At 65.6% G+C, this 13,163-nt stretch carries 12 protein-coding genes and 1 tRNA gene; 5 read left to right on the plus strand and 8 right to left on the minus strand.

What is annotated here, in order from left to right; all coding sequences use genetic code 11:
* Window positions 1-37 precede the first annotated feature (37 nt).
* A complete protein-coding gene (locus tag BLV96_RS16445) occupies window positions 38-394 on the minus strand; it encodes an ArsR/SmtB family transcription factor (RefSeq protein WP_244180255.1) in 357 nt (118 codons plus the stop codon).
* A gap of 1,008 nt (window positions 395-1,402) precedes the next feature.
* Here BLV96_RS16445 and BLV96_RS49870 point away from each other — a divergent pair.
* The 4 genes from BLV96_RS49870 to BLV96_RS16460 all read left to right on the plus strand — a co-directional run bounded on the left by BLV96_RS49870 (window position 1,403) and on the right by BLV96_RS16460 (window position 5,227).
* On the plus strand, window positions 1,403-1,564 hold the full coding sequence (locus BLV96_RS49870) for a hypothetical protein (RefSeq protein ID WP_158104115.1): 162 nt from the start codon (window positions 1,403-1,405) through the stop codon (window positions 1,562-1,564).
* 2 nt (window positions 1,565-1,566) lie between these two features.
* Window positions 1,567-2,415 carry a hypothetical protein gene (locus tag BLV96_RS16450; protein ID WP_143050976.1) on the plus strand — a complete coding sequence of 283 codons (849 nt, stop codon included), beginning with the start codon at window positions 1,567-1,569 and terminating at the stop codon, window positions 2,413-2,415.
* Between the two features lie 653 nt (window positions 2,416-3,068).
* Entirely contained in the window at window positions 3,069-3,767 is a 699-nt protein-coding gene (locus BLV96_RS16455; protein WP_086674880.1) for a hypothetical protein, read from the plus strand.
* Window positions 3,768-4,036: 269 nt separating this feature from the next.
* Window positions 4,037-5,227 (plus strand): hypothetical protein, encoded by a 1,191-nt coding sequence (locus tag BLV96_RS16460; protein ID WP_086674881.1) that lies wholly within the window; start codon window positions 4,037-4,039, stop codon window positions 5,225-5,227.
* A gap of 59 nt (window positions 5,228-5,286) precedes the next feature.
* Here the strand turns inward: BLV96_RS16460 and BLV96_RS16465 are convergent, their stop codons facing one another.
* From BLV96_RS16465 to BLV96_RS16480, 4 genes are read right to left on the minus strand one after another with little or no spacing between them, the layout of a single operon-like run.
* Window positions 5,287-6,753, minus strand: coding sequence for an SAVED domain-containing protein (locus BLV96_RS16465; RefSeq protein ID WP_158104116.1), 1,467 nt, complete (start codon window positions 6,751-6,753; stop codon window positions 5,287-5,289).
* A 2-nt stretch (window positions 6,754-6,755) separates the two neighbouring features.
* On the minus strand, window positions 6,756-7,667 hold the full coding sequence (locus BLV96_RS16470; protein ID WP_086674883.1) for an AAA family ATPase: 912 nt from the start codon (window positions 7,665-7,667) through the stop codon (window positions 6,756-6,758).
* Window positions 7,664-8,173: an HORMA-1 domain-containing protein gene (locus BLV96_RS16475; RefSeq protein WP_086674884.1), complete on the minus strand. Its 510-nt coding sequence runs from the start codon at window positions 8,171-8,173 to the stop codon at window positions 7,664-7,666. The genes BLV96_RS16470 and BLV96_RS16475 overlap by 4 nt, the downstream gene beginning before the upstream one ends.
* 5 nt (window positions 8,174-8,178) lie before the next feature.
* A complete protein-coding gene (locus BLV96_RS16480; RefSeq protein ID WP_086674885.1) occupies window positions 8,179-9,168 on the minus strand; it encodes a CBASS oligonucleotide cyclase in 990 nt (329 codons plus the stop codon).
* Window positions 9,169-9,404: 236 nt separating this feature from the next.
* Here BLV96_RS16480 and BLV96_RS16485 point away from each other — a divergent pair, with 236 nt between their 5' ends.
* Complete coding sequence (locus BLV96_RS16485) at window positions 9,405-10,520, plus strand: helix-turn-helix domain-containing protein (protein ID WP_086674886.1); 1,116 nt, start codon at window positions 9,405-9,407, stop codon at window positions 10,518-10,520.
* A gap of 230 nt (window positions 10,521-10,750) precedes the next feature.
* On the opposite strand, the gene BLV96_RS16490 is transcribed toward BLV96_RS16485, so the two are convergent.
* The 3 genes from BLV96_RS16490 to BLV96_RS16500 form a co-directional block, all read right to left on the minus strand.
* The gene (locus tag BLV96_RS16490) at window positions 10,751-11,455 is read right to left on the minus strand and encodes a hypothetical protein (RefSeq protein ID WP_086674887.1); all 705 of its coding nucleotides are present in this window, start codon (window positions 11,453-11,455) and stop codon (window positions 10,751-10,753) included.
* Between the two features lie 93 nt (window positions 11,456-11,548).
* Window positions 11,549-11,625: transfer RNA gene (locus BLV96_RS16495), tRNA-Leu, on the minus strand.
* A 23-nt stretch (window positions 11,626-11,648) separates the two neighbouring features.
* The gene (locus tag BLV96_RS16500; RefSeq protein ID WP_091389220.1) at window positions 11,649-12,980 is read right to left on the minus strand and encodes an RICIN domain-containing protein; all 1,332 of its coding nucleotides are present in this window, start codon (window positions 12,978-12,980) and stop codon (window positions 11,649-11,651) included.
* Between the last annotated feature and the right edge of the window lie 183 nt (window positions 12,981-13,163).

Consider the following 13,163-nt stretch of genomic DNA (forward strand, 5'->3'; position numbering starts at 1 on the left):
GTGGCGTAGCGGTCATGGACCGCGTCCCGATCGGGGTTCATCGGGCCTCCTCGTCGGCAGTCTCGGCGAACGACCGGACCCCGCGCCCCATGACGACGTCCGCAGCGCTCGGGAAGCAGGACACGCACTCTTCGTTCACGCGGTAGAGCCGAGCAGTCCCCCGCGGCTCGACCAACACAAACCCGGTGTCAGCCAGCACCTTGAGGTGCGCAGAGACGGTGGACTGGCCCACGCTGACCCGCTCGACGATCTCCCCCACCGTCATCGGGCTGCCAGTCTCGGCAAGCAGGTTAAGGATCTGTACGCGCGTCGGGTCAGCGAGCGCCCGGAACCACTCGGCGTAGGTTTTGGCGATGTCTCGATCCAGCACAGCCAACTCCCATCCATCGCTCATCGACGATAGACGATAGACGTCATTCGCGGAAGCCACCCGAAATCAAAGGTGATCGACTTTCCGCGGCCCCGAGCTTGCCGACGAACTACTTGTCGCAGACGGCTCCGCGAGGGCTAGCCGAGCCGAAGATCGTCCGCTGATGTGAACGCAGAGCAGGGCCGAACGGCTCATAGCAATGCCGACCGGAACGACTGTGTCACCAGGAACGCCGCCGCCCGTCAGCTAGGCGGAGCGCGAGCGATCGCAGCCGCACAGGCCCGTCCCGCGGCAGCCAAGGCGAGGTGATCGACAAGTACAACCGCCTCGACCTTGCAGTCGGGACCATTCCGAAGCTAGCCATCGCGGGGCCGACGACGCGGAACCCCGGGGAGCGTTCGCTCCCCGGGGTTCCGAGTCTGGGAGTGACCGCGGGCACGGCCATCCGCCCCAACATCCCCTGTGCCCGGCCCAGTCAGACCCTTGCCCAGGGACTGCTACCAAGATTTTTTTCTCAGCTTGCAGCGTGGTGTCAGCGTAACCGCCAGTGCCAACAGCTGCCAACAAAACCCGGCCGACTTAGACACGAGCGATGTCCCGTTTACCTGCTGCAACTGGACGAAACTGTCCCCCCACCAGGGGATTTGTGAGCCGCGCCGAGCCCGGCTCACAAACCTCCAATTTAGACACGGTTGAGCCGAGTTAGACACAAAATCGGGCTCCCGCAACCGTTTGACGGTTTGGCGAATCGACTTCCAAGGGCCATCATGAACAGCATGGCGAGGCTCGGCAAGGGCTTCGCTCGCGGCACGAACCGGACGGGCATCCGGCTCGCGCCGTCGGGGAAGCGATCAGCCCCGGCCCAGTCATCCACACGTTGCCCACGGTCGAGCACCTTCGTGCTCGACCGTGGGCAACCCGATTCACCCCAGGAGGAAGCACTTGAGTGCGTCCCACACGCCACCGGCGGACCGTCCCGACACATCACCGCCGGCGACGCCGCAATCGCCCACGCTCGCTCACGTTGCGTTGATGATCGTCGTGTTCGCCTTCATCGCCTGGCTGCTCCACAATGGCTACACGCCCGTGAACGCGTTGTTGATCACGGCTGGCGCCGCGGGCATCGTCGGCATCACCGGTGGTGGCATCTACCTGGTCGTCCTCCGGGTCATTCGCGCGGTGCTGCAGGGGTGATGATGACGATCAACGACCCTCGGGGCTCCGTCGATGACGTGATCCGACCGGCCGACCCGCCGCGCCGAGGCAACAAGTCCTATCGCGCCCGGCGCCCGGCCTTCCAGCGCGGCTTCCCGCGCAAGATGCTCGACGACCTGAACCTGGCCGTCGAGCTGGCATTCACGTTGGCGGTTGATCTCGGTGATCTTGACGTGCGTGTTCTCGCCAAGCGATCCGGGCTACCCGCTGAAGCGCTCGAGAAGGTGCGGCACCGCGAGGTCTACCTGCCCGCTCCGCGGCTGGCTGGGCTGCTGCGCGTGTGCGGCCTGGACGAGCCGACCGTCAGGCGGGCCGCTGAGGCGACCGAGTTCCTCGACGACGCCGCCGTCATCCCATTCTTCCGGCCGACCGAGCTCCGCCTTACCTCTGCAGAGCAAGATATCGGCAGCCCGGCGGACCTCGCTGTCGTTCTCGACGTGGTCGCCCGCCGTTCTGGGATCCCGCTCAAGTACCTGGCCGTCGCGGCCGGGGTCTCCCGGGCGCAGCTGTACAGCCTGACCGGGAGCGCGCGCATGCCGCGCAAGCCCGACCAGCTAATCAACCTGCTCAGCGTGAGCGGGCTGCAGGCCGACGACGTCCAACACGTCGTCCAATGCTGGCGTCGCCTCGGCGCGGCCGCGATAGTGGCGAAGCTCGAAGCCACCGAACCGCCTTCGCCGGCGATCTCCGCGACCGCTGAGCTCGCGCGCTCTGAAGACAACTCGGCGGTCGCTGGTGCGCCGCAGGAACCCACCCGATCCGGCCCTTGGACCCGGCTGCGGGCGCTACTCATCGGTGACCGACCGCACGAGCCGGGCCCCCGGTCTTGACGTAGGCGTTCGATCCGGAGCCGTGGTCTCGTCGGACGCGGTACTTCTCGGCGCTGCCAAGTAGTGCCTCGCCGTCTTTTCTGCCCTGGTCGTGGACCACCGGAACGCAGAACCCCGGCGTCGCCGGGATACCGACGCCGCGACGACTTCCCAGCAGGCGACCTCGTGCGCCCGCCGCACGCTGCCATTGCTGGCGCCACGCCGAGGCCGATCCTCGGCGTGGCGCCAGCGCAATCCCCACTCACCAAGCCGGTTCAACGGTGACGACCCACACGGCGTCGCCGAACCCACACGGCGTCGTGCACGAAGACCGTCGGGCCGCCGAGCACGGGCAGCCAGTTCAGGTGTTCTTCCGCGACCTTGAGCAGCGCAGCGGTACCCTTCTTACCCCTTGGTCCGCGAAGCCGCGTCCGCAATCGAGCGGGTCCGCAACGGCCACGCGGCTTGAAGCGCTAGCGGGCCGCACTTCAGGATGACCGCTACGACCCCCGGGTCCGCATTTCGCGGTGCGTGAGGTTCGTAACACGGGCGCGCACTCAGCCGTCTATCCACATATGACTGGAACACCGTCGCCTGGCGCCGGGCAACTTGTACTCAGGCCGGGTGAAGGGTTCCCCTTCGCGGTAGGCGCGTCGGGTGGGCCGAGTTCGACGGTGTGGAAGATCCTCTCCGCGAAGACCCGTTCCGATGTCTACCTCGTTTCGCTACCGACGGCGCACACCATGAAGGTCAGCTTCCACGAGTCCGGGCAGTGGCAACATTCCTTTCTTTCGAACGTGGCCATGCAGTACGTCGACACCAACGCCGAGCGGCACGTCGACCGCTGGGAACAGCCGCGGCCCTTCATCTCCGGCTTGAGGCGCGGCTACCGCGTGAGCGTGCCGCACACCGAGTTACGCCTGAAAGCCGATGACGGCAACGGGCAGGTGCGGTGGATCCCTGATCCGGGCGTGGGGTTCTGGGTGAACATCCACGTCGTCTTCCAGGCTCCGGAGCTCGCGGCCGCGGTGGCGTGGAAGGACAGTCTCCTCGTCGGCGAGTTGCGGCTGCACGACGGGGGCAAGGCGATCGTGGTGGCGCAGCGGGTCACCCCCGATCCGGCGCACGCCGTCCTCCTGGCTCAGTACCGAGACATGGTCCTGCACAACCTCCGGGGTCAGGGCTTCGCCGACACGCTCGCTGACCCCGTGGCGTTGATGTACGGGTGCGACGATGACGGAACCCGAACTGTGACTGAGCTGGCGCTCACTCCGCCGCCGGTCGGACACACCCCCATCTGCTCAGCCCGGTACCGGCGTCTAGACGGCATCGGCATCCAGTTCCGGCAGCCACGCGCACCGTCGTCGGGCTAGAGAGCCGAGCACTGAGGTCGGCGACCGCGTGGCAAGCGATCCGGCTGACGCCGATGAGGCTGGACGGCAAACGAGGTGTTTACCCCGCGCCGTTGAACCACGCGAGTCTAAGCCCTTGACTGCGTGGTTGATCGAGCGACCCACCACGACTCGCCTCAGCAAATCCCATAGCCATCAGGAAGGCGATGAGCTTGAATTACCGGTCGACAGACCACCAGCTACCGGCTCGTTAACATTAACGGAGCCATTCCGTCACGAGGAGGGGGATCATGGCCAAGAAGTCTCGCGACCTGTTCGTACCCGTGGTTCCGGCAGGCAAGCTCGACCGCCTGTTCACGCAGGCCTCCAGTGGTCCCCGCCATGGAGCAGCCCGAGAGCTGATGAACCGCATCTTCGAGAACTTCGTCGACGTCGACGGCAGCTTCGTCCGGGAGTTTCAGACGACCGGGTTCTCACCACGACTATTCGAACTGGCGCTCTTCGCCTACCTCGAGGAACAGGATCTTCCGCTCGACCGCAGCGCCCCCGCACCCGACTTTGTCATCCGAGGCGACCATCCCGTTGCCATCGAAGTGACCACCACCAACCCTTCCCAAGCAGCGCTGGCCGGCGCTCCGTCAACGCCGAGCTGGCTGCCGGACGACCTGGAGACAGCCGACCAAGAGTTCGTCTTCCAGCTCGGTAAGGCCCTCCGTCGCAAACTGACCCACCGCGACGCCCAGGACCGCGCCTACTGGGAATTGCCCCACGTCGAAGGAATTCCCTTTGTGATCGCTGTCGGCGCTTTCCACAACGACCACGCGCAGCTCCACCCCGATGCCCTCCTCGCCCGCTATCTCTATGGCCTAGACCAGTCCTTCAGTCACGACGAGGCTGGCAACCTCACGATCGCACAGCAGGAGCTGGTGGAACACCGCTGGTCGGCAAAGCCCAAGCCGCTTCCCAGCGGCCTGTTCAAGCAACCTGAAGCGGCACACCTCGCTGGCGTGTTGTTCAGCAACTCCCACACGATCGCGAAGTTCAACCGCATCGGCATCGAGCAAGGACTCGGCAACGACGAGACCGCGCTCGTACGCTTCGGCACCTGCTACGACTACACACCGAACTCAGCGTCGCCGAGCGAGTTCGCCTACGTCGTCGGCGAACGCCCTGGTGAACAAGAAGACTTTGCCGAAGGGCTGACACTGTTCATCAACCCCTGGGCCGCGACGCCACTCGTCCCCGAAGCATTGCCAAAAATCGTCACGACCGCCCCCCGCGACAGTGATGGTCTCCTGGAATCCACCTTCCCCGCAGGATTTCGGCCGTTCAGCTCGAAGACGATGGTCTTCCCGGGACCGCATAGCATCGTGTTCGCCCGGTACTTCCAACGGGACCAGCTCGGTCTACTGAAGCCCGGGTCACCCAGTTTCGCCGAGTTGATGCAGCGAATGGCGGATGACTTCGAAGAACCAGCATGATGATGCGGATACCTACCTGCGACAGTCGAGCGCTGGGCTTGACGGGGGCATAGGAATGGCTAGTTGGGTATGACGAACGCGGGCTCGTAACCGTCGATCGTGAGGTCTTCGTAGGTCTGGGTTGTAGGAACCCTGTCCCAGATCCCGCCTAGGAGAACTGCAAATCCGGCGGGCGTGGCAAGAAAGAGATGCAGCATCGGGGGCCTGACGGTGCGGGCGATCTCGCGGGCGAGATCCCGGATGGCGACGGCGACCCCGAAGGCGTGGTCCAGGCCGGCGATGCTCGCGTTCGATGTGCCCGTGGCAGGTTGGACCGTCAGCAACGGGATGTCCTGGCCGGTCGAAGCGAGGTACCCGCGAACATCGGCGGTGAGATCCGCGGAGATCGCGAGGCACAACGCCACGTCCCGCCCGACCGGGAGATCTGAGACTGAGCCGGACAAGGAGATCGCCGCGGGCGGGACACCGGTCGGCGCAACCCACAGCTGTCCGTCCTTGACCTTCGCGACGGTGAACCCTGCGGTCTCCTGAAAGATCACACCGGCGGTGAACCACGTAGGGAGCCGCATGGTACCGGTGATCAGGATGCGGCGTGCCCCAAGACGGCGGAGTTCGCGCTGCGCATCGAGAAGCTGGGGTCGGAGGATCGTCTCCCACTCCCGCGGGCTCTTCAATCCTCTGCGGTTTCGCGCTTCGGTTCCCCGAAAGCGGTCCACCCAGTCCAGGGTGACCGCCGCGTCGGAGGGGGCGGCGTGGTCCTCGAGGGCGTTGATGGCCAGGACAGTGAACGGGTCGGTGGCCTGGAGCCCGAGCCGGTCGATCGCATCACGGATGTCGTCGGCCGACCTCTCTACCCGGTTGGTCTTGACCCATTCCCGGACTTCGGCGATCCCCAGGCGAAAGGCCGCTTCGTCGGCTCGGACCCCTGCCGCGTAGCTGATCTCGGCGACGTGATCCCGCCAAACGGCTTCGGAGGCGTCGGTACGGAAGCGCAGGTCGGCGAGGAAGCGGAGTAGTTCATCATCGGTGCAGTTCAGGTGCTGACTGAGACGTGCCCGGGCTTCGAGTGCGTGGGCCGATGTCGCGTGCCGGAGCCGCCCGTCGAGACGGTCGTGGCGATCGCGCAACGTCAGCACCGCGTCGGCCGGGTCGATGGAACGCGTGGTGACCAACGTCAACTGAGGGCGCGTCTCGTCTCGGGAGAGGTCGAGCCAAGCGCGATAGAACCGTTGCAGGATGCTTGCCCCGCCGGCTCTGGTCGGTTCGCACAGCCAGTCGAGTGTCGCGGCCCGCTCCGCGGACACGGTCGCCTTCACCTGGACGTACTCGTTCGGGCCTCGAGCCTTGGTGATCACGACGTCGTCAACGTTGCCGGCCTCGACGGCTTCGACAGTGACACCTCGGACACCGGTATTGGGGACCAAGGTGCGGAGGGCAGCGTGCCAGGCGACGGCGTGCTGGACGTCGTCGCCCGTCAGCCGGGCGCCGCTCGCGCTAGGTCGGCCAGCGGCGGACGTGCCGTTCACGTTCACGACCGTGTCGTGAACGGAGGCGTCGGCGGGCAGCTGCGGACCTGCTCTGCGATGAGCTCGGCCGTGATGGGGTGTTCCGGGTAGGCGGCCATGCAGGAGGCGGCGAGCACCCGGTCGACCAGGTCGGAGTAGGTGTGGCCGTACCCACGCCCGTTCGGGCCAGTGAGGTCGACCAGGAGCGTCAAGTCCTCAGAGCTGAGGGTGATCCCTTCGAAGAGGGACTGCAGGAGGGCGGCGCGCTGGGCCTCGTCGGGCCGGGCGAAGTCGAACTCGGCCGCGGCCCTTCGGCGGATCGCGGGGTCGAGTGCGCCGATGCGGTTGGTGCACATGATCACCAGGGCTCCCGGCGCCTCGGTGGCAAGCTGGCTGATGCCGCGGATCAGGGCGTTCACTCCCGCTCGGTCCTCGTGGTGCATCTGGCTCGCTTCTCGGGACTGGGCGAGGGCGTCGGCCTCGTCGATGACGAGGATCGTAGGCCGTGCCGAGCCGACCGCGCGAGCCTCATCGAGCACGACGTCGAACGCCGTACCGATCAGCCGCGTCATCTCGCCGACCGCCCCTGTGCCGCGTGCCCGCAGGCTGAGCCGCTTCACCCGCACGTCGATGCCGTGCCTGCGGGCGATGGCGTCGGCGAACGTCTCCGCGAGGGTGGTCTTCCCTGTGCCCACGTCGCCGGCGAAGATGATCAGCGGTGGCCGGTCGGCCAGCCGTTCGACCGCGGGCAGCACGGTGCCGTGGGCCCGGAGGCTCCACTCGCGCAGCAAGTCGGGCTGCATGATCAGCTCGGCCTCTCTGGCCAGCCGGGCCTTGACGTGGTCGAGCCCGACCAGACGTGCGTAGCGCTGCTGGGCGACGGGGTCGGGGAGGTCGAGGTCGTCCTCGAACAGGTCGTTGAGAGTGGTGGTCATCGCGGTCGGTACGTGCTCCTCGTGAAACCCGTCCCGCTGGACGAGTAGGTCCGGTCAAAGGTGTGGTAGCCGCCCGTGTAACCAGGGGCGGGGGCATCGGTGCGGCTGAACGGCAGCAGTTCGGTGAACTCGTCCCGGTCGGTGCTGGGCAGGAACGACCACTTCAAGCTGTAGTGCAGGAAGCTGGTGAACACGGCGCCGTCGGTGTCGGCGTGGCGGTAGATCCCGCCCGCGCGATCGTCGGCGATCAAGGTGCCGTTCGCGGCCGTGTACTCCAAGGTGAGGATCCAGTCGCCATCCCTCTGGAAGCCGTAGATGACCTTGTCGACGTAGCCGCCGTGGGACAGGAGCGCGGCCTCCAGGGCGTAGTCCGTGATCGCGCTGTCGGACGGGCGACCGTAGTAGCGCTGCACCTGCCGCAGGTCGGTGGCGATCTTCGAGGCGACATACTTCGCGGACGCCAAGCTGTACGTTCCGGCCTCGGAGCGGGTGTAGGACGTCGTCATGACTGCTACCCCCGGAACCGGCTACCGAGGACGACCTGCCAGCATTTCACGGCTTGCTCCTTCGTCGTGGCGTAGCGCGCCTCCGTGATGGCGTCCAGCGCGGCTTCGGCCGCCTCGACGATCCGGACACGATCACGTTCCTCGTACAGTCGGGCGGTGTTGTTCTTCGGGTTGACCGGGTCGAAGATCTCGATCTCCCCGACCCGCTCGGCCGGCAGGTCTGACGCCGGGTAGTAGGTGTCGAACGCGATCCGCTCCCGCAGTTCGGTCCGCACGATGTAGTCGAAGACCCCGTCGAGCGCGGTCACGTAATCGGTGAAGTCGACGCGCGAGCTGTCCAGCAGGTGCGCGCACAGCAGCTCGACCATGAAGGACTTGAACCGGAATTCGTCGCCGGGGCCGCTGGTCATCCGTTGTTCACGGACCCACCACTTCACCAGCCGCACCACCTGCGCCCAGTCGTCCTTGCACACGTTCTTCCGGGCCTGGATGAAGTCGAGGTGCAGCCGGACGCTGGTGAGCAACCACTCCGTCCGGTCGGCCGCATCCTTGGCGATGAGGTAACCCCGGTCGTCCGGGTCGCCTTCGTAAAGCACCGGCACGACGTCGACCTCGGTACCGGTGGACTTGAAGTGCACGTTCACGCAGTGGGTGCCCGGGGTGATTTGCGAGGGGTCGAGCAGGCCTCGGTACGCCTCGCGAAGGCGGTCGGCGGTCCACTCCACGAGCTTGGCCTCTTCGACGGGGGCGTCGTCGCGCTCGACGTAGATGGCCACGTCGAAGTCGTTGACCGACCGCAAAGCCGTTCCCTTGGCCACCGACCCGGCGTGCAGCATCTTCACTAGCGAGAACCCGGGGTTGTCCGCGATGTGGGTTTTCAGTCGACTACGCAATGTGTTCACTTGTTGACGCTTAGCAATCGCGACTTCGCGAGGCAAGTTCACCGCGCGTCCCGCGAACTCCGCCACGTCAGCATGCGTGACCTTCGGCGACATCGCAGCTCCTGTCTCCCGCGGGCGGGAACCTCAGATTCGTACACGATCTTCTGTGATTTGGTACAGTACACGACGGATCCAACAGCTTAATGGGCACACTCCACCCGGGCGTGTCCGGCGGCACGGCCCGGTTTGACCCAGCAGTAACCAAGGTGCGCCTAAGATGCGAACGGACTGACCAAGATCGAGAGTCGTCCGCTCACGAGCGGACGCGGACTGGCGCGGAGACGGCCGACGTGAACAACGCGCAACTGGACCCGGGCGACATCGCGGCCCTGTTCGATCGCAGCAGGCTTCGCATGGCGCGCGAGTTGCGCGGGCTTACTCAAGTGCAGCTGGCCCGCGAAGCGGGCTCGGTTACGGCGGCCTCAGTCAGCCAGTTTGAAAAGGGGCACACCAGGCCGGCCACGGCCACTCTGCAGCGACTCGCTGTTGCGCTACGCGTGCCGCTGAGCTTCTTCGCGGCACCGGCTCGCCCACCTGCTCAGGAAGAGCTGGCGGGGTTCTTCCGGAGCCTACGGTCGACTTCTCCCCGCGACCGCCAACAGGCATTGGCCTACGTCCACTTGGCCCGGGAACTCGCACTCGAACTCGAAAAGTACGTCGCATTGCCTACTCTCGACCTTCCCCGTGTTCCACTCGGAGAAGGGCCGTCCCTGCAGGCGACCGACATAGAACAAGCCGCAACCCAAGTACGTCGCCACTGGAACATTCCTGACGGTCCAATACCAGATGTCGTGAGAATGCTCGAAATGAACGGCATGATCGTCGTCCGTTTTAAGGTGAGCATCGAGAAAGTTGACGCGTTTTGTGTCAATTTCCCAGACCGGCCAGTCATCGCATTGGGGGCAGACAAGGGACTGCGTGATCGATCACGCTTCGACGCAGCCCACGAACTTGGCCACCTGATATTGCATGGCAATCAAAGTCAAATAGGCGACAAGGTCACCGAAGGACAAGCCCACGCGTTCGCCGCCGCGTTCCTGATGCCGGCCAGCGATATCAAGCACGAACTACCAACCCAGCTCGATTGGCCAACATTACTGCGACTCAAAGCAAAGTGGCATGTTTCACTGGCCGCCCTCCTGGTGCGAGCGAAGACCTTAGGGGTTATGAGCGAACACGTTTACGCACAGGCCTGGAAAGCATTGTCAGCCCGAGGGTGGCGAAAGATCGAGCCGGGTCCGCTGGGCAATCCGGAGGTTCCGGTTCTCTTACAGAGAGCTTTGAAACTGCTGGAAACAACTGGGGTTTCCTACTCTGAGTTCCTCCGACGCGCAGGCCTTCCGGAAGCGGATGTAACGACATTGCTCGACCGAGATGTCAGCGAACGGCCGCGCGTCCAGCTATGAACTTCGTACAGCCAATCCAGCAGTACAGATTCAGCGCCGGTGGCCAGCCTTAACGCGAAGCAAGCGCCAGACGGACGGAGGTCCCTCAGGCCACGACTCGGTGACCGCTGGGCTTCTCGCGGGTGCTTTGCCCGGCCACCAACAGTTCCAGACTCAGCAGTCGAAGCCGACAATACCGAGACGAGTCGCGCTTACCTCGCGACGATGGCTCAGCCTCCGTCACCAGGCCGTCATCCAGGCCACGTGATAGCCGAAGCCGGCTCCTTCCGCACGATTGCGCACAGCCGACGTGATTTCGCGGCGCCAACTCCAAGCTTGCGTCGCAGCGTTTCCGCGGAGATCGGCCGCTTGTGTGCCCTCCAGTGCTCATGATTAAGGCTACGAGCACGCTCTAGCTCTTCTCGGTTCATCCCCTGATTCAGATTCGATGCAGAGTTCACTGTCGCAGGATTACCTTGTCGGCAAGGCTTATTCTGTTCTTCGGTCTCAACAGCCGTCTCGCGCTCGACCGTCTCGAGGATCTTCAACGGGGCCCCAGTGGCCTGCAAGCCACGAAGTAATTCAGGGCCGACCTCGGCCCAGCCGATGAGCAGCAGCGGCCCAACCGCGTCGAAGCTGGCCTTACCCCAGTGACCGGCGCAGAGCGGGTCAGCGACGTTCAGGGCAAGCGTCGCGATGCTGGCCGTCAGCAGGAGGCGACGCGCTGGCCGCAGCACCGCTTCCGAAGCGCCATGCATGGCTAGGTGTCTGGTCCCTACGAGCAGGCCTAGGACGGTCAGGTCCAGCGCCGGGGCTATCAACGGAGCGACGTAGGCAGGGACACCGATCCGCAGCGCCAAGGCAAGGACATTTCCGAAACCGAAGAGGAAGGTCAGCCCGATGACGATGCCCATAACCGTGGTCACGAACCTGGTCACGCCGTCCGAGTAGCCCATCACGACCTCCCGCGCATCGACGAGAGGTCGTACGTGCCCTCGATGACCAGCGTGCCGGTCAGCCGAGGCCGTTCAGGGTGATGATGGTCTGCGTGGTGCCCCCGACGGGACTCGAACCCGCACTGAATCGATTTTAAGTCGACTGCCTCTGCCGATTGGGCTACGGGGGCACCGCACACTCTAGGCGATCGCCTCAGTTGAGCGTCCAGGACTGGTTCGCGGCCCCCGTGCAGGTCCAGATCTGCAACGGCGTTCCGTCCGCCGAGCTCGGGCCCGTCGCGTCCAGGCACTTGCCCGATGCCGGGTTCACCAGCTGGTTGCCCGAACGGGTCCACTGCTGAGCGCCCGTCCCATTGCAGTCGTAGAGCTGTACGCGAGTCCCGTTCGTCGTGCCCGCCGCGTTCACGTCCAGGCACTTGCCCAGCGCTCGCAGCGTGCCCGACGTGGACGTCCACTGCTGGGCGTTCGTCCCGTTGCACGTGTACAGGTCCACTGCCGTTCCGTTGGCGGTCGCAGCGCCGGCCACGTCGACGCACTTTCCGCCGTAGCCCGTGATCGTGCCGCCGCCGGCCGGGGGTGGTGTTGTCGTGCCGCCGCCCGTGATCGCGTTGAAGATCCTCGAGTACGCGTAGCCCGTTGCGCGGTCGTAGTCCTGGAGCTCCCAGAACGACAGCTCCGCCACGCCGTTCTGCGCCGCGAACGTCTCCAGCTGCTGGGCGTCCGACTGGCTGAACTGCGCGCCGTCGTCGTTGCGGCCCGCGATCGGCGTCAGGCCCATCATCGCGTACGCCGCCGAGGTCGAAATGCCGTACAGGCTCGCCAGCTGGGACGCCGAGGCCCGGGCCGCCGACAGGGCGTCGCCCAGGACCGGCTGGCCGTCGTAGAAGTCCATCACCATCAGGTTGACCACGCTGACCTTGACGCCCTTGTTCTTCGCGTCGCGCAGGAGGTCGAGCTCGTTGCCCGGGATGCCCGTCGGGTCGACCGCCAGCGTGTAGTCGACCTGGACCGCCGGGTTCTGCTGCTGCAGCGCCGCCAATGCGGAGTTGCGACGCTGGTTGGACGCCGTGTCGTTCAGGACGCCGCCTTCGATGTCGAAGTCGAGGCGGGGCGTGCCGTAGGTGTTCACGACGTTGGCGTACGCCGCGGTCAGGCTGGCCGTGTTCGTGCAGGTCTGGGCCAGCTCACCGCCTTCGGCGCCGCCGAACGACGGGATCACGTTGCCGCCCGCCGCCTGCAGCGCGCTGATCTGGGACTTGAACGAGCCGACGCCGGTGCCGTTCGCCTCCCACACCGGCGTGCAGCCGGACTGCGGGGTCAGGAACGCGAGTGTGTAGAACTTCGTGCCGGTCGCGTTCATGTCGGCGGCCATCTGGCCGGCGTCGGCGTCGCTGATCTGCAGGTACGGCGCCGCGTAGTGGGCGGGGAAGGCGCCACCGGCCGCGTCGGCGGTGGCCGGTGTGAGCGCGAGGGCGACGGCGGGCAACGCCGCGACGAGTGCCGCTTTGGTGCGGGAAAAGGGCATGACTGAGCTCCAGGGGGACCGTGGGGTGGGGAGCCGGAGCGGACTTATTCCGCGTTGTGAAGAAAGGGTTTACCCGCTCACCGGCCCAGTTGTCCAGACCATGTCGCTCACCGGCACACAGCCGGTCATCTCCGCCGAAAACGCCCTAACAGCAGCAAAAAGCCCCCAACCGAGACAGGCTGG

Origin of the sequence: Amycolatopsis pretoriensis, assembly GCF_900107925.1 — a bacterium.
Lineage (GTDB): Bacteria > Actinomycetota > Actinomycetes > Mycobacteriales > Pseudonocardiaceae > Amycolatopsis > Amycolatopsis pretoriensis.

Bases quoted from the DNA above. Each gene is read 5' to 3' on its own strand.
- BLV96_RS16460 (WP_086674881.1), top strand. From the start codon at position 4,037: ATGGCCAAGAAGTCTCGCGACCTGTTCGTACCCGTGGTTCCGGCAGGC.
- BLV96_RS16475 (WP_086674884.1), bottom strand. From the start codon at position 8,173: ATGACGACGTCCTACACCCGCTCCGAGGCCGGAACGTACAGCTTGGCG.
- BLV96_RS16500 (WP_091389220.1), bottom strand. From the start codon at position 12,980: ATGCCCTTTTCCCGCACCAAAGCGGCACTCGTCGCGGCGTTGCCCGCC.
- BLV96_RS16490 (WP_086674887.1), bottom strand. From the start codon at position 11,455: ATGGGCTACTCGGACGGCGTGACCAGGTTCGTGACCACGGTTATGGGC.
- BLV96_RS49870 (WP_158104115.1), top strand. From the start codon at position 1,403: ATGATCGTCGTGTTCGCCTTCATCGCCTGGCTGCTCCACAATGGCTAC.
- BLV96_RS16480 (WP_086674885.1), bottom strand. From the start codon at position 9,168: ATGTCGCCGAAGGTCACGCATGCTGACGTGGCGGAGTTCGCGGGACGC.
- BLV96_RS16445 (WP_244180255.1), bottom strand. From the start codon at position 394: ATGAGCGATGGATGGGAGTTGGCTGTGCTGGATCGAGACATCGCCAAA.
- BLV96_RS16450 (WP_143050976.1), top strand. From the start codon at position 1,567: ATGACGATCAACGACCCTCGGGGCTCCGTCGATGACGTGATCCGACCG.
- BLV96_RS16470 (WP_086674883.1), bottom strand. From the start codon at position 7,667: ATGACCACCACTCTCAACGACCTGTTCGAGGACGACCTCGACCTCCCC.